Below are 14,480 nucleotides of genomic sequence, written 5' to 3'. Positions count from 1 at the left end.
GGCGCCGGGATCCGGGTCAGTCCAGGTCCGCGCTCTCCAGCGTGCTCGTCATGTCGGTGATCCCGTTGATGCCCGAGCCCCCGGTCTTCTTCGCGGCGACCAGCCGGCCGCCCTGGACGACCTGGAGGGTCACGTCGGCGTTGACGAGCCGGGGGAGGCCGAGCCCGGCGAGCTTGCTCTCGTAGGGCCAGTGCAGGGTCGGGGTGAGGCCGCCGGTGGACACCTTCAGGCCGCCGTCGAGGGTGTGCCGCACGCTGTCGGCGCTCACCTCGCCGTTGCCGATCTTGTCCAGGGCGGCCTTGAGCACGGTGTAGGCGATCCAGGTGGTCTGCACTCCGGCGTCCGCGGGGTCGATGCGGTTGTCGCCGAAGGCCTCCTCGTTGATCACCTTCTTCATCGGGTCCCAGCGCGCGTCGGACGCCACCGGGTACCAGCCGGTGATGTACGCCCCCTCGTACGGCCCCGACGCCCCGCCCGTCGCGTTGATCACGGTCTGGTCGACGCTGCCCAGCACGGTCGCCGTCCGCACCGCCGGGAACTCGTCGCGGGTGCGCCGGAAGGAGTCCATGAAGGTGTCGGTGCGGTCCCCGAGCGCGGGCACCACACAGCCCTTCCTGGCCACGTCCCTGGTCGCGGACCGCAGCGCCTGCTCGGCCTGGCCGCCGTACTCGGTGGCGTCCTCGGCGGCGAGATGGTCGGCGGCCGCCGTGTGCCGGCCCGCCTTCAGGCCCGAGTCGAGCAGCGCGGGCAGCTGGTCGCCGGCGATGCTGTCGGGGCGGACCAGGGCGACCGGGCCGCAGGAGGCGGACAGGGCCCGGCCGAGGCCGGCCAGGAGGACGGGCTGGCCCCCGTTGACCGGGTACGACATGGGCCCGGTGAACTCCTCGTTGGTGACGCCGTAGCCGCCGATGTAGGGAATACCGGCGCTCTCCAGCGGGGCGAGGTAGGAGTCGCCGAACTGGCTGTAGGAGCCGACGACCGCGACCACGTCCTCGGCCGCCGCGCGCCGGGCGCACTTCGCGGCGCCCACGCTGTCGTTGTGGTCGTTGCAGGTCAGGACCTCGAGCTTGCGGCCGTTGACACCGCCGTGGGAGTTGATCCACCTGCCGTAGGCGCGGGCCATCGCGGGCATGCCGGGCTTGTTGGTGGCGTCGGTCTTCTCGGGGGCCCAGGTCATGATCTTGATCGGGTCATCCCCGGAGCCCCCCGTGGCACCGGGGATGACCCCGCATCCGGCGGTGAGCGACGCACACGCGGCCAGCGCGCCCGCCGACAGGGCGGTGGCTCTGACGGGCCGGGAGAAGGAGCGGAGGAAGGTGCTGCGGATGCGTCGCCTGCCGGTCATGGGCCCACACGATTCCGTCACACCACTAACCGGGGAGTGACCCTCGGTCAACGAAAGGTGACACCGAGGTGAATTACGGGGGCCGGTGAGACTGCTGTGGCGGGGAACGTACGATCGATGACCGTGCAAGGTTCGGAGAACTCTTCCCGTCGCGGCCGTCGCTCCTCCACCATGGGCGGCATGCCACAGAACGACATGCCGTGGTGGCGCTGGCGCAGCAACGTGCGTTCCGCGCTGCACATGCTCTCCGATCCGGTGTTCCAGCGGGACGTCTGGCTGGCCGGCGTGGACGGCTACGGTGACGTCACCGACGCCGTGTACCGGCTGGTGGAGGACACCTGGCTGGACAACTGGTCCGCGGAGAAATACGTCGGAACGATATTCCGGGACTCGCAGGAGGCGGCGCTCGTCGACACGGCCGTCCTGCGGGTGCTGCGGATCATGCACCAGGTCGGCCCGGACGCGCCGGTCGCCGCCTACCTCGACCACCACGGGTGGCCGGAGGCGGTGCGGGCGGCCCGGGACGCGCATGTGCGGATGTCGGCGAGTGACGGGGAGGACGCGGACGCGCCGCCGAAGAGCCTCGACGTGCTGCGGATCCTCACGCGGTCCGCTTAGCGGACGTTCACGCCTCGGGTGGGCCGGACATGAGACCCTGTGGTGCATGACTGAGCAGTCCACCCGAGCCGCGGCCCCCGCCGATCAGTACGTCCTCACCCTCTCCTGCCCGGACAAGCAGGGCATCGTGCACGCCGTGTCGAGCTACCTGTTCATGACCGGCTGCAACATCGAGGACAGCCAGCAGTTCGGCGACCACGACACGGGTCTGTTCTTCATGCGCGTCCACTTCTCGGCGGAGGCGCCGGTGACGGTGGACAAGCTGCGGGCGAGCTTCGCGGCGATCGGTGACTCCTTCCACATGGACTGGCAGATCAACCGGGCCGACGAGAAGATGCGCATCGTGCTGATGGTCAGCAAGTTCGGCCACTGCCTGAACGACCTGCTCTTCCGTGCCCGGATCGGCGCGCTGCCCGTGGAGATCGCGGCCGTGGTGTCGAACCACACGGAATTCGCCGAGCTGGTGGGCTCGTACAACATTCCCTTCCACCACATCCCGGTGACGAAGGACAACAAGCCGCAGGCCGAGGCGCAGATTCTCGAGCTCGTCCGCGAGGAGAACGTCGAACTGGTCGTCCTCGCCCGCTACATGCAGGTCCTCTCCGACGACCTGTGCAAGCAGCTCAGCGGCCGGATCATCAACATCCACCACTCCTTCCTGCCGAGCTTCAAGGGTGCGAAGCCGTACCACCAGGCGCATGCGAGGGGCGTCAAGCTGATCGGTGCGACGGCGCACTACGTCACCGCCGATCTCGACGAGGGGCCGATCATCGAGCAGGAGGTCGAGCGGGTCGGCCACGACGTGACCCCGGACCAGCTGGTCGCCATCGGCCGCGATGTGGAGTGCCAGGCGCTGGCGCGGGCGGTGAAGTGGCATGCGGAGCGGAGGATTCTGCTGAACGGGCGGCGGACGGTGGTGTTCGCCTAAGAGGGGGGCTTCTTCGGCTCGGGCGGCTGCGGGTGCGTGGGGGCCGAACAACCACACGCAACCCGCAGCCGCCCGCGATTGCGCAACCCACCCCTACATGCGGCTCAACCCCGCGGCAGCGAACAGCACATCCCTGATGGCCTCCCGGTCACCCACCTGCCCCGCCGCAGCCTCCTCCGGAGGAACATGCCCGGCGGCCAGCTTGCAGAACTCCACCCCGTCCAGCGCGACATGGGCCACCTCGAACTCCGCGGAGCCCACCGCCGCGGGCGAGTCCAGCGGGATCAGCCACTCCCCACCGGCCGCCCCCTCGATCTCCAGCCGCAGGCTCCGCCCCGGCGCCCCCGCCGGCACGAGATGCGGGGTCTGCCCGGGCGCGGACAGTCCCGCCCGCCGCCGCTCGGCGAGCGCGGTCGGCAGCATCCGGGCCGCCAGGTCGATCATCTTGTTCAGATGACGGGGCGCGGGCGGGTCGTACGGATAGTCCACCGCCTCCGCGATGTCCTCCGCGTGCACCCAGCACTCGAAGGCGCGGTCCAGCATTGCGTCGTGCAACGGCAGTTGGAAGTCGTCGTACGGCACCGTGAGCCCACCGGCGCCGCCCGTGAAGGACACCGTCCGCACGAGGCTGTGGCTCTGCTCCCGCCACGGCGCCCGCACCGAGCGCGTCGGCGGGAAGTGCGAGGTCCGCCAGAACGCCTCGGTACGCCCGGCGGGCCCCGCCACGCTGCCCTGCTCGCGCGTCTTGTCTCTCTCGAGGACCTCCGCCAGCGGATCCTCCAGACCCAGCGCCATCGCGACCAGCCCGTCCACCGACAGCAGATGCGCGATCACCCCGGCCACGGTGGTACGACGGCTCGTCGCCTGGTCGGCCTCGAACCACCGCAGCCGTACGGGCGCATGCCACTCGGCGTCCCCGAAGTCCTGGAGCAGCGCGTCCAGCCGCGCGGTCTCGGCGTCGTACGGAGACGCCCACTCGGGCACCGGGATGCCCGGCGGCCGGCGGTTCAGGCAGCTCTGCAGGACACGGGTGCGCAGCGCCGGGTCCAGGTCGAGGCTCTCGGGCTGGTGCAGCAGGCCGACCGCCTCGCGCAGCCGCAGCGCCTCGTCCGCGCAGGACCCGCAGGCGCCGAGGTGTTCCTCGACGGCCGCGGTCTCCGCCGGCGAGCAGGCGGCCAGCGCCCATGCGCCGAGGAGCGACTTCAGGACGTCGTGCGACAGATCGAGCGGCACGGGCGCGGGGCTGCCCAGGTCGGCGGGGCCGGGCAGCGGCTGCCCGCCGTCCTCGACGGAGGCACGGGGCAGCGGTATACGGGGCGGCCCGCCCGGACCGGTCCCGCCGGTGCCCGACGGCACGTCACCGTCTCCAGCACCGCCCCCGGCAGCGGAGCCCGTGTCCGCAGCGCCCCCGAACTCGTCCTCATCCCGCCCGAGGTACTCGTCGCGCTCGTCGTCCCCGCGGTGCTCGCCGTTCCCCTCGTGCGCCTCGAATCCTCCCGCGCTGCTCACACCGCACCCCCGTATCCCGGCGGTGTGCCGACGTTGTGGGCGGTGGACAGCAGTTGCAGGCCCAGGCGGAGCCGGCGGCGGGCCTCGTCCTCGGTGACGCCGAGGTCGGCGGCGGTCTGGCGGTAGTCGCGGCGCTGGAAATAGGCCAGTTCCAGGGCGGCGCGCAGCGGGGCGGGCATGGAGTGGACGATGTAGTCGGCGCGGGCGGCGACCGAGGCGCGGCGCAGCTTGCTCTCCAGCTCCTGAGCGGAGCCGCTCTCGCCCTGCGGGAGCGCGGCGGTCTCGGTGGCGCGCAGCCGCTGCACGGCCAGCCGATGGGTCACGGCGGCGACCCAGGAGCGCAGCGGGCCCTGCTTGGGGTCGTAGGTCTCGGGGTGTTCCCAGACGTGGGCGAAGACCTCGCGGGTGACTCTGTCGGCGGCCCGCTCGTCGCCGAGGACGCGGTGGGCGAGACTGTGCACGAGGGAGGCGAACCGGTCGTACATCTCGCCGAGTGCGGCAGCTTCCCCGCGTGCGAGCCGCTGCTGCATCTTGCGGTCCCAGCGGGGCGGTACGTCCTTCTGCGCCATGCGGCCCCTTCCCTCGCCCTTGTCCGGCTCGTTCAGCGTGTCTGTACCGTCATCCCGAATGTAGTCGGCACCTCTGACAGTCCACGCTCCTTTGTGTCAATGTGCGCCCCCCGAGACGTCGCAGGTGATAGTGCCCTCTTCACATAACCTTCACTCAATGGGTGTCCATCCCTGATCGAACAGGATCGAAGGTGACCGAAACAAGACCCTTGCCGATCGTCCGCGGTTTGCTCGCCGAAGTTTCAGGGAACCGCCGCTGGGCAGCCGCGCGGAAAGAAACGTAGGAACTGCTTCCGTTTCCGGGCGGTTCCGGGCGATCCGGCGAGCGGAGGGGCAGGGCCGTGGCATTCAAGGTGACCGGCGTCGAACAGGGCGAGTGGGCCGTGCTCCGGGTGTCCGGGGAACTGGATCTGATGACCTCGCCGGTGTTGCGCCAGCGGGTGCACGACGTGGTCGCCGAGGGCCACCACAGTCTGATCCTCGACCTCTCCGAGGTCTTCTTCTGCGACTCCAGCGGGGTCGGCGTCCTCGTCGCCGCGCGCAGACTGATCCGCTCCTGCCAGGGCCGGCTGCGGCTGATCCTGCCGGACCAGGGCGCGGACGACGGCTCGCACGTCAACCGGGTCCTCGGCGCGCTCGGCGTCCGCCGCCTCTTCGACGTGCGCCCCGACGTCGACTCCGCCACCACCGACGAGGTGGGCCCGCTCTCCGCCTAGCGATGCCCCGGTCGCAAGGTTGTCGCAGAATTCCCCCGGTCTTGGCACAACCGCCGCTTTCCCGCCACAACACGGTCATCCGCGACGTACGCTCCACCCGGAGCTATCCCCACGTCAACGTAAGGCGGCCCGAACAGACATGGTCAGCACCGAGTACGAGCGCAGGATCGCCGCCCGGTTCGCCACCTTCGACCAGGACGGCAACGGCTACATCGACCGCGAGGACTTCAATGCGGCGGCCAAGGCCCTGCTCGCCGAGTTCGCCGTCCCGGCCCGGTCCGACAAGGGCCAGGCGCTGTACGCCGGCGCCGAGGCGTTCTGGCAGGGCATGGCCGGCATCGCGGACCGGGACGGCGACCAGCGCATCACCCGCGAGGAGTTCGTCACCGGCGCGGTCAAGCGCCTGCGTGACAACCCCGACCGCTTCGCCGAGATCGCCCGCCCCTTCCTGCACGCGGCCCTCGCCGTGGCCGACCCGGACGCGGACGGCCACGCCACCGTCCCGGACGCCGCCCGTGTCCTGCGGGTCTTCCACGTACCGGAGGAGATCGCCGCGGCAGCCGCCGCAACGCTCGACACCGATGCCGACGGCAAGGTCGGCGAGACGGAGATCGTCCCGGCGTTCGCGCGGTATTTCACCGTCCCTGAGTAGGGCAGGCCGCCGCTCCCGAAAACCGCTCCCGCAGCTTGTACTTGAGCACCTTCCGCAAGGTCTCGTTCCGCGGAAGGGCGTCCACCACCTCCAGCCGCTCCGGCAGCTTGTGCACGGACAGCCCTGCCGCCCGCAGGTACGAGACGGCCCCCGGCAAGGTCAACTCGTCTGCCCCCACGCGCTGTTCGACCACCGCGCAGACGAGCTCCCCCCTCTCCGCATCCGGCAGCCCGATCACCGCCACATCCCCCACCGCCGGATGCGCGGCCAGCAGGTCCTCGATCTCCTTCGCCGAGATGTTCTCCCCCTTGCGGATGATCACGTCCTTCAGACGGCCGGTGAGGACCAGGTGCCCGGAGTCCGTCACGTGCCCGAGGTCGCCCGTGCGCAGGAAGCCCTCCCCGTCGAAGGCCGCCGCCGTCTGGGCGGGGTCCAGATAGCCCCGGCAGACCGCCTCGCCGCGCAGGCGCACCTCGCCGTCGACGATCCGTATCTCCATGCCCTGCGGCGGCCGCCCCTCGGTCGTCGCGAGGTTCTCGGGGGTGTCCTCGGGGTCTCCCATCGTGATCATCGGCACCTCGGTCATGCCGTAGCCGTGGGTGAGCTGGACGCCCATCTCGCGTACGACGGAGTGATAGACCTCCGGGGGTTTCGGGGCCCCGCCGCCCGCGAGCAGTCGTAGGGAGGGAATCACCTTCGCCCCTGGCTGCTTGCGCTGCTCGGCCAGGAACATCGAGTAGAACGCCGTCGATCCGCCCGCCACCGTCACCCCGTGCCGCCGGTAGCCCTCCAGCGCGTCCGGCAGGGCGAACTGCTCGAACATCACCGCCGGGAAGCCGTACAACAGCAACATGACCGTGTAGTCCGGCCCGGCTATGTGCGCGTACGGGAACGCCATCGAGCCCACGTCGTCGGGGGTGAGGCGGAGGGCGTGGGCCAGGCACGAGCCGCCCGCTATCAGGGAGCGGTCGGTGTGCAGGACGCCCTTGGGGGCGGAGGTCGTCCCCGAGGTCCAGTAGATCCAGCGGACCGAGGTGCCTTCGGCGGGGGGAGCGGGGAGGGCGGACGGGTCGCCGTCGGGGAGGGTGTCGTACGCCTCGAAGACGCCCTTCGCGCCGAGCCGCCGGGCCATCTCCGTGTGGTCGTGACCGCGCCAGACACCCGGTACGGCGAAGAACTCGGCCCTGGACTCGCGCAGCGCGAAGCCGACCTCCCGGTCCCGGTAGAAGGGGATGACCGGGGACTGTACGGCGCCCAGGCGGGCCAGCGCGAAGGACAGCAGGGCCGTTTCGATGCGGGTGGGCAGTTGCCAGGCGACCGTCGTGCCGGCGCGTACACCCATCTCGTACAGGCCGGCCGCGACCCGCTCGGCTCGTGTGTGCAACTCGCCGAAGGTCAGGCGGCGGTCGTCCTGGAGGAGGACGGGCCGGTCAGGGGTGAGGCCGGCCCGGCGGTCCACCAGCTCCCACAGGGTGCGTGAGGCGCCCAGCGCGTGTGCGGTGTCGTTCACTTCGACCCCCTGCTCAGCTGACGCTGCGTCAGATTTGCAGCAGAGCGTAAGGCTGTGCGCCTTGTCGGTCCAGGGGTGCGGAGCTAGCCTGCTGGAGACGAGAAATCTGACGGTCCATCAGATCGGTAGGTGGGGATCCATGACCGAACTGCCCCGCATCATCAGCGTCGACGACCATGTGATCGAGCCCGCCCACCTCTTCGAGACCTGGCTGCCGGCGAAGTACCGGGACCGGGGCCCCAAGCCGCTGACCGCCGGGATCGGGGAGCTGGCGTACGTCGGCGGGAAGTACCAGATCACCATGGACCCGGACGGCCAGCCGACGGACTGGTGGATCTACGAGGACCTGAAGTTCCCGTACAAGCGCAACATCGCCGCCGTCGGCTTCGACCGGGACGAGATGACCCTGGAGGGGATCACCCGGGAGCAGATGCGGCGTGGCTGCTGGGATCCGAAGGCACGGCTGGCCGACATGGACCTCAACCACGTCGAGGGCAGCCTCTGCTTCCCGACCTTCCCGCGCTTTTGCGGGCAGACCTTCGCCGAGGCGCACGACAAGGAGGTCGCCCTCGCGTGCGTGCGCGCCTACAACGACTGGATGGTGGAGGAGTGGTGCGGGGACAGCGGGGGGCGGCTGATTCCGCTGTGCCTCATCCCGCTGTGGGATGTGGACCTGGCCGTCGCAGAGATCCGGCGGAACGCCGCGCGCGGGGTGCGCGCCGTGACCTTCTCCGAGATCCCCACCTATCTCGGGCTGCCGTCCATCCACTCCGGGTACTGGGACCCGTTCTTCGCGGTGTGCCAGGAGACCGGGACGGTCGTCAACATGCACATCGGCAGCAGCTCGCAGATGCCCGCCGCCTCCCCGGACGCGCCGCCCGCCGTCCAGGCCTCGCTCAGCTTCAACAACGCGATGGCCTCGATGACGGACTACCTCTTCAGCGGGGTGCTGGTGAAATTCCCTGCCCTCAAACTGGCCTACTCCGAAGGGCAGATGGGCTGGATCCCGTACGCCCTGGAGCGCGCCGACGACGTGTGGGAGGAGCACCGCGCCTGGGGCGGGGTGCGGGACCTGATCCCGGAGCCGCCGTCGACGTACTACTACCGGCAGATCTTCTGCTGCTTCTTCCGCGACAAGCACGGGGTCGCGTCCCTGGACGTCGTCGGCCGCGACAACGCCACCTTCGAGACGGACTACCCGCACGTCGACTCGACCTTCCCGCACACCAAGGAGGTCGCCCTCGACCATGTGAAGGGGCTGGACGACGGGACCGTGTACAAGCTGATGCGCGGCAACGCCATCCGCATGCTCGGCCTGGACCTCGACCGGTAATGGACCTCTCGTACACACCGGAAGAGGAGGAGTTCCGGGTCCGGCTGCGGGAGTGGCTCGCCAAGGTGCTGCCCACCCTGCCCGCGGGGCCGTCCCCGGACGACTGGCCCGGCCGCCGCGCCTACGACCTCGGCTGGCAGCGGATGCTGTACGACGCCGGGTACGCCGACGTCCACTGGGACGCCTCCCCGACCACGCGGCTGATCTTCCTGGAGGAGACCGAGAAGGCGGGCGCGCCCTATGTGGGCGCCAACTTCGTCGGACTGCTGCACGCCGGGCCGACCCTCGCCGCCGAGGGCACCCCCGAGCAGCGGGCGCGCTGGCTGCCGCCGATCCTGCGCGGGGACGAGGTGTGGTGCCAGGGCTTCAGCGAACCGGACGCCGGCTCCGACCTCGCCGCGCTGCGCACGCGCGCGCGTAGGGACGGCGACGACTACGTGGTGAGCGGGTCCAAGATCTGGACCTCGCACGCCGAGGTCGCCGACTGGTGCGAACTGCTGGTCCGCACGGACCCGCAGGCACCCAGACACCGGGGCATCACCTGGCTCGCCATGCCCATGGACGCCGACGGCATCACCGTACGGCCGCTGCGCACGCTCGCCGGTTCGGCGGAGTTCGCCGAGGTGTTCCTGGACGAGGTCCGGGTGCCGGTGGCCCACCGGGTCGGTGCGGAGAACGACGGCTGGCGCGTGACCATGGTGACGCTCTCCTTCGAACGCGGCACGGCCTTCGTCGGCGAGGTCGTCGCCTGCCGCCGGGTGCTCGGCGAACTCGCCCGCACGGCGCGGGAGAACGGCCGCTGGGACGATCCGGTACTGCGCAGGCGGCTCGGGCGGCTGAGCGCCGAGTTCCGGGCGCTGTGGCGGCTGACCCAGTGGAACGTGAGCGAGGCGGAGGCGGGCGGCGGGGTGCCCGGCGTCGGGGGTTCGGTTTTCAAACTGAGCTATTCGCACGCCCGTCAGGAGCTGTACGACACCGCCGCCGAGGTACTCGGCCCGGACTGTCTCGACCTGGACCGGCCCTGGGTTCTCGACCGGCTCTCCTCGCTGTCGTACACCATCGCCGCCGGCACCTCGCAGATCCAGCGCAACATCGTCGCCGAGCGCATCCTCGGCCTGCCCAAGGGACGGTGACCGTGCGCTTCCGACTCACCGAGGAACAGCGGGCGTTGCGGGCCGGGGTGCGGCAGCTGCTGGAACGCCGGTTCGGTGCCGACGCGCTCCGGGCGGCCGTGGCCCGGCCCGGACACCTGGACCGGGAGCTGTGGCGGGAGCTCGGCGCAGCGGGCCTGTTCGCGCTGCGCCTGCCGGAGGCGGAGGGCGGGGTCGGCCTCGGTCTGCCGGAGACGGTGCTGGTCTTCGAGGAGACCGGCCGCGCGCTGCTCCCGGGGCCCGTGCTGGCCAGTCACCTCGCCGCCGGGACCGTACCCGGCGCCGCCACCGGTGAGTGTGTCGTGGCCCGCGCGGACGGCTCTCTGGTGGAGTGGCTGGACGCGGCGGACACCGTGTGCGGGGATGCCTCCGGGGCCCTGCCGCTGCGCTCGGTGGACCCGCTGACGCCCCTGCACCGCGTTCTGGGCGCGGGCGCGGACGCGCCGGACCCGGTGGCCGTGCTTCTCACCGCAGCCGAGCAGCTCGGCACGGCCACGCGCGCGTGCGAGCTGGCCGTGCAACACGCCCGGGCGCGTGAGCAGTTCGGGCAGCCGATCGGGGCCTTCCAGGCGGTCAAACACCTGTGCGCCGACCTGCTGGTGCGCGCCGAGACGGCCCGCGCCGCCGTCTACGCGGCCGCCGTGACCGCCGATCCGGCCGATATCGCCGCCGCCCGGCTGCTCGCCGACGAGGCCGCCGTGCGCGGCGCCCGCGACTGCCTCCAGGTGCACGGCGGCATGGGCTTCACCTGGGAGGCGGAAGTCCATCTGCATCTCAAACGGGCCTGGGTGCGGGCCCAACGTGGCGGCGGGAGTACGCAGAGTGAGGAAGCGCTTGCCGCCGATCTGGTGGCCTGACCGCCCCGCAGCGCCCTGGGCTGGGCCGTCGATGAATCGCCGGACCGGGATGTCGCGGAACGTGGCATACCGGAATCACGGAGCGTCGATACCGGGTTGTGTCCTTCGCGTGACTCGTCACGTCCTGGAGTCGGGTGCCCCCTCCGGTACCTTGTGTGGGATGCGAGTGGCTGCGAGCACGAGCCGTGCCGGTGGTGCCCCTGGGGCGTTGCCGGGCCGCGCGATGCGCGCCGCTGCTCGCGGGGCGGTAAGGGCTTGCGCTCCCGCCTGTTCGACTCCCCGGCACGCGCGTCGCACAGTATGGAGCACGCGTACTCCTTCGCGCTGGAATATGCCCGAAGCGCTTGTTGGGGTGACTGTACGTCAACCATGCTGTCTCGCAAGGGAATCACGGTCCGTGACCCTTGCTCTGGCCATTGTTCTGGCCATGCAGAAAATGGCTACGATCGTGGCCCTCGTCGTGCTGCTCGCCGCGGCTTCCGTCGCGGCGTTCGGCTGGCGTGGGGTCATGTGTCCGCCGGTTCGGATGGTGTGAGCGGTGCAGGTGCTTCAAGTGCAGCTGGAGATCCGGCCCGACCCTGCGGAGGTGGGACGGGCGAGAAGGTGGGCCCGCTCACGCCTCGCCGGGCTCGGCATAGGGGCCGACGAACCGTTGGCCGAGACCCTGATCCTGCTCGTCTCCGAGCTGGTGACCAACGCCGTGGTGCACACCGGCCGCCCGGCTCTGCTGCGGCTGTCCCTGCCCGGCGCGGCGAAGGAAGAGGTGGCGGAGGCGGAAGCGGAGGCGGCCGAGTCGGCCACCGTGCGGCTGGAGGTGGCCGACAGCAGTTCCCGTGCCCCCGTCCCGCGCTGCGCCGGCAGTGACGCCACCGGCGGCCGGGGCCTGGCGCTCGTCGACTGCCTCGCCGACCGCTGGGGCTGGAGCCCCGAGGGCTCCGGCAAGAGCATCTGGTGCGAACTGGACCGCTGCTCGAAGGCCCGGGAGGGCGCAGCGGTGGCGTACGGGGGCGGTCTGTCCGCGTACGAGGACCTCGCGTTCGAAGCGGTGTAGGCCTCCGGTGCGGCGGTGCGCCGGGGATGCATCCGTGCGCGGTCAGTATGAACGGGGCGAAAGTAATAAACCCCCGTACCGGTGTTGACGGCTTGTGACCGCTTGAACACGCTTGTGGGCAACGATTCGCCGCGAGGGGACGGCGAGGGCTCGGGTGACGGCGGCCCTCGTCGAGTGTGGGTCGCACCGGATGGCGGCGCGAAGTCGTCTGCAGGGGGCGCGCCGCCAACCGGACTTCACAGGACGGCTACAGGCGCCACCGGCGTCCCCGTCGCCCCGACGAACGGCTCGGGCATCGCCGACAGCAGGAACGCGTACCGCCCTTCTTCTCCACAGGCTGTGGACAATTCTTCGAGATTCCAGTTCTGCCCCTGGAGCATCCCCATCTCCACCAGGTCCAGGGCGTGCACGGGCAGCCATAGATTCTCGATCTCGGGCGGAAAGATCTCAAATGTGAGCGTGTCGTTCGCGACCGCGGCGACATCGCGCGCGTGGAACCACTCCGGGCAGCGCACCGAGAGACCCGGCGACGGATAGCCGTACCCGTGCTTGTCCCCGGCCAGACAGACCCGCACCTGCCCGGTCCGTACGAGCACGATGTCACCGGCGCGCACGCGCGTACCGGCCAGCTCCTCCGCCGCCTCCAGGTCCTCCGGCGTGACCGCGTGCCCGCCCGCCAGCCGGTCCACGCCCCGCGCGCGTGCCACGTCCAGCAGCACCCCGCGCGAGACGATGTGCCGCGCCTTGTCGATGCCGCCGAACTCCGCACCTGCGTGCGCGGTGACCGTGTGCGCCGGGCGGCCGTTGTAGAGCTTGCCGGAGTGCGAGACATGGGTCAGTGCGTCCCAGTGGGTGCCCGCCTGCAACCCCATGGTCACCGCGTCGTCGCTGCACGCCACCGTGCCCGGTCCGAACAGCTCCTGGTTGATCTGCACCATCGCGTGCAGCGGATTGACCCGCCCGGGGATCATCCCGGTCTGCACCCCGTCCTGCTGGAGCGGCAGCGCGAGCGGCACCCGGCGCCCGGTGCGGACGCAGGCCGCGGCCTCGCGCACCACCTCGCCGGTGATCAGGTTCAGGGTGCCGATCTCGTCATCGGGCCCCCAACGCCCCCAGTTGTTCACGCGCTTGGCGATGTCGTGGAACTCGGCGGGCAGTGACATCGATGCCTCCCCGGGGCTTGTGTCCGCACATCCGACGCGACATAAAATCTAACGGTCCGTCAGAAACCGCGGGAAGGGGCCGGACGTGGGGAACTTCTTGGCAGGCAAGGTGGTCGCCGTGACGGGCGCCGGACGGGGCATCGGGCGTGCGGTTTCGCTCGCGGCGGCGGCCGAGGGGGCGAAGGTCGTCGTCAACGACTACGGGGTGTCCACCGACGGCACCTCGCCGACGAGCGAGGTCGCCGACACCGTCGTCAAGGAGATCGAGGCGGCGGGCGGCGAGGCGGTCGCGGTCGCCGACGACATCTCCACGATGGCCGGCGGTCAGCGGGTCGTCGAGGCGGCCCTGTCCTCGTACGGCCGTCTCGACGGGGTCGTCTGCGTCGCCGGGATCCTGCGCGAACGCATGCTGTTCAACATGTCCGAGGAGGAGTGGGACCCGGTGGTCGCCACCCATCTCAAGGGCACGTTCACCGTCTTCCGGGCGGCCTCCGCCGTCATGCGCCGCCAGAAGTCCGGCACCCTCATCGGCTTCACCAGCGGCAACCACCAGGGCTCCGTGTCGCAGGCCAACTACAGCGCTGCGAAGGGCGGGATCATCTCGCTGGTGCGGAGCGCTGCGCTGGGCTTGAACAAGTACGGGGTGACCGCGAACGCGGTCGCCCCCGTGGCCCGTACGCGGATGTCGGCGGGCGTTCCGATGGAGCTGAAGGAGATCGGCGAGCCGGAGGACGTGGCGGCGCTGGTGGTGTACCTGCTGTCCGACCCCGCCAAGGAGCAGGGCATCACCGGCCAGGTGTACACGATCGCCGGTCCCAAGATCGCGGTGTGGGCGCAGCCTCGTGAACTCCGGGCGGCGTATGCCTCCGGCGGGTGGACGCCGGAGACGATCGCGGAGTTTCTGCCCGGGTCGGTCGGGGTGGATCCGATGCCGATGCTTGCGCAGTTGGCGGCGATGGAGAGGTCCGCTGCGCAGGGCGAGCGGCCGAACGCCTAAGAGCTCGGGGGGATGCGTCGTATGGCGGCTGCGGGTCCTCTGCGGCTGGTCGCGCCCACGCGGCGGAGCCGCATATCGATA

At 70.8% G+C, this 14,480-nt stretch carries 15 protein-coding genes; 10 read left to right on the top strand and 5 right to left on the bottom strand.

Going from position 1 to position 14,480, the window contains the following annotated elements; translation table 11 throughout:
• Window positions 1–16: 16 nt before the first annotated feature.
• On the bottom strand, window positions 17–1,345 hold the full coding sequence (locus AQI88_RS34720; protein WP_208615986.1) for an ABC transporter substrate-binding protein: 1,329 nt from the start codon (window positions 1,343–1,345) through the stop codon (window positions 17–19).
• A 117-nt stretch (window positions 1,346–1,462) separates the two neighbouring features.
• Here AQI88_RS34720 and AQI88_RS34715 point away from each other — a divergent pair, with 117 nt between their 5' ends.
• Together AQI88_RS34715 and purU are read left to right on the top strand one after the other, a co-directional pair.
• Window positions 1,463–1,963, top strand: coding sequence for an SCO4402 family protein (locus AQI88_RS34715; RefSeq protein WP_067007229.1), 501 nt, complete (start codon window positions 1,463–1,465; stop codon window positions 1,961–1,963).
• Window positions 1,964–2,009: 46 nt separating this feature from the next.
• Window positions 2,010–2,891, top strand: coding sequence for a formyltetrahydrofolate deformylase (gene purU / locus AQI88_RS34710; protein ID WP_067007226.1), 882 nt, complete (start codon window positions 2,010–2,012; stop codon window positions 2,889–2,891).
• 93 nt (window positions 2,892–2,984) lie between these two features.
• Here purU and AQI88_RS34705 read toward each other — a convergent pair whose 3' ends face one another.
• Window positions 2,985–4,400: a zf-HC2 domain-containing protein gene (locus tag AQI88_RS34705; RefSeq protein WP_398698493.1), complete on the bottom strand. Its 1,416-nt coding sequence runs from the start codon at window positions 4,398–4,400 to the stop codon at window positions 2,985–2,987.
• Complete coding sequence (locus AQI88_RS34700; protein ID WP_067007223.1) at window positions 4,397–4,969, bottom strand: sigma-70 family RNA polymerase sigma factor; 573 nt, start codon at window positions 4,967–4,969, stop codon at window positions 4,397–4,399. The genes AQI88_RS34705 and AQI88_RS34700 overlap by 4 nt, the downstream gene beginning before the upstream one ends.
• A gap of 341 nt (window positions 4,970–5,310) precedes the next feature.
• On the opposite strand from AQI88_RS34700, the gene AQI88_RS34695 reads away from it, so the two are divergent.
• Complete coding sequence (locus AQI88_RS34695) at window positions 5,311–5,685, top strand: STAS domain-containing protein (RefSeq protein ID WP_067007220.1); 375 nt, start codon at window positions 5,311–5,313, stop codon at window positions 5,683–5,685.
• A 139-nt stretch (window positions 5,686–5,824) separates the two neighbouring features.
• Entirely contained in the window at window positions 5,825–6,337 is a 513-nt protein-coding gene (locus tag AQI88_RS34690; RefSeq protein WP_067007217.1) for an EF-hand domain-containing protein, read from the top strand.
• On the opposite strand, the gene AQI88_RS34685 is transcribed toward AQI88_RS34690, so the two are convergent.
• Complete coding sequence (locus AQI88_RS34685) at window positions 6,321–7,847, bottom strand: class I adenylate-forming enzyme family protein (RefSeq protein WP_067007214.1); 1,527 nt, start codon at window positions 7,845–7,847, stop codon at window positions 6,321–6,323. The genes AQI88_RS34690 and AQI88_RS34685 overlap by 17 nt on opposite strands.
• A gap of 139 nt (window positions 7,848–7,986) precedes the next feature.
• On the opposite strand from AQI88_RS34685, the gene AQI88_RS34680 reads away from it, so the two are divergent.
• The 5 genes from AQI88_RS34680 (at window position 7,987) to AQI88_RS34665 (ending at window position 12,239) form a co-directional block, all read left to right on the top strand.
• Entirely contained in the window at window positions 7,987–9,180 is a 1,194-nt protein-coding gene (locus AQI88_RS34680; RefSeq protein ID WP_067007212.1) for an amidohydrolase family protein, read from the top strand.
• Entirely contained in the window at window positions 9,180–10,313 is a 1,134-nt protein-coding gene (locus AQI88_RS34675; protein ID WP_067007209.1) for an acyl-CoA dehydrogenase family protein, read from the top strand. Before AQI88_RS34680 ends, AQI88_RS34675 begins: the two co-directional genes overlap by 1 nt.
• Window positions 10,314–10,315: 2 nt before the next feature.
• Window positions 10,316–11,188 (top strand): acyl-CoA dehydrogenase family protein, encoded by an 873-nt coding sequence (locus AQI88_RS34670; protein WP_067007206.1) that lies wholly within the window; start codon window positions 10,316–10,318, stop codon window positions 11,186–11,188.
• A gap of 397 nt (window positions 11,189–11,585) precedes the next feature.
• Window positions 11,586–11,723 (top strand): hypothetical protein, encoded by a 138-nt coding sequence (locus tag AQI88_RS46210; RefSeq protein ID WP_159050463.1) that lies wholly within the window; start codon window positions 11,586–11,588, stop codon window positions 11,721–11,723.
• An 18-nt stretch (window positions 11,724–11,741) separates the two neighbouring features.
• Window positions 11,742–12,239 carry an ATP-binding protein gene (locus tag AQI88_RS34665; RefSeq protein WP_067007203.1) on the top strand — a complete coding sequence of 166 codons (498 nt, stop codon included), beginning with the start codon at window positions 11,742–11,744 and terminating at the stop codon, window positions 12,237–12,239.
• A 236-nt stretch (window positions 12,240–12,475) separates the two neighbouring features.
• Here the strand turns inward: AQI88_RS34665 and AQI88_RS34660 are convergent, their stop codons facing one another.
• Window positions 12,476–13,402, bottom strand: coding sequence for a cyclase family protein (locus tag AQI88_RS34660; RefSeq protein WP_067007199.1), 927 nt, complete (start codon window positions 13,400–13,402; stop codon window positions 12,476–12,478).
• A gap of 85 nt (window positions 13,403–13,487) precedes the next feature.
• On the opposite strand from AQI88_RS34660, the gene AQI88_RS34655 reads away from it, so the two are divergent.
• The gene (locus tag AQI88_RS34655) at window positions 13,488–14,399 is read left to right on the top strand and encodes an SDR family NAD(P)-dependent oxidoreductase (RefSeq protein WP_067007196.1); all 912 of its coding nucleotides are present in this window, start codon (window positions 13,488–13,490) and stop codon (window positions 14,397–14,399) included.
• Window positions 14,400–14,480 lie beyond the last annotated feature (81 nt).

The organism is Streptomyces cellostaticus (genome assembly GCF_001513965.1).
Classification (GTDB): Bacteria; Actinomycetota; Actinomycetes; order Streptomycetales; family Streptomycetaceae; genus Streptomyces; species Streptomyces cellostaticus.
The sequence above is the reverse complement of the archived record's forward strand: the minus strand, read 5'-3'. Positions and strand labels throughout refer to the sequence as shown.

What these genes read in the sequence shown, in the direction of transcription:
- AQI88_RS34720 (WP_208615986.1), bottom strand. Translation starts at nt 1,345, where the DNA reads ATGACCGGCAGGCGACGCATCCGCAGCACCTTCCTCCGCTCCTTCTCC.
- AQI88_RS34715 (WP_067007229.1), top strand. Translation starts at nt 1,463, where the DNA reads ATGACCGTGCAAGGTTCGGAGAACTCTTCCCGTCGCGGCCGTCGCTCC.
- purU (WP_067007226.1), top strand. Translation starts at nt 2,010, where the DNA reads ATGACTGAGCAGTCCACCCGAGCCGCGGCCCCCGCCGATCAGTACGTC.
- AQI88_RS34700 (WP_067007223.1), bottom strand. Translation starts at nt 4,969, where the DNA reads ATGGCGCAGAAGGACGTACCGCCCCGCTGGGACCGCAAGATGCAGCAG.
- AQI88_RS34690 (WP_067007217.1), top strand. Translation starts at nt 5,825, where the DNA reads ATGGTCAGCACCGAGTACGAGCGCAGGATCGCCGCCCGGTTCGCCACC.
- AQI88_RS34680 (WP_067007212.1), top strand. Translation starts at nt 7,987, where the DNA reads ATGACCGAACTGCCCCGCATCATCAGCGTCGACGACCATGTGATCGAG.
- AQI88_RS34675 (WP_067007209.1), top strand. Translation starts at nt 9,180, where the DNA reads ATGGACCTCTCGTACACACCGGAAGAGGAGGAGTTCCGGGTCCGGCTG.
- AQI88_RS34660 (WP_067007199.1), bottom strand. Translation starts at nt 13,402, where the DNA reads ATGTCACTGCCCGCCGAGTTCCACGACATCGCCAAGCGCGTGAACAAC.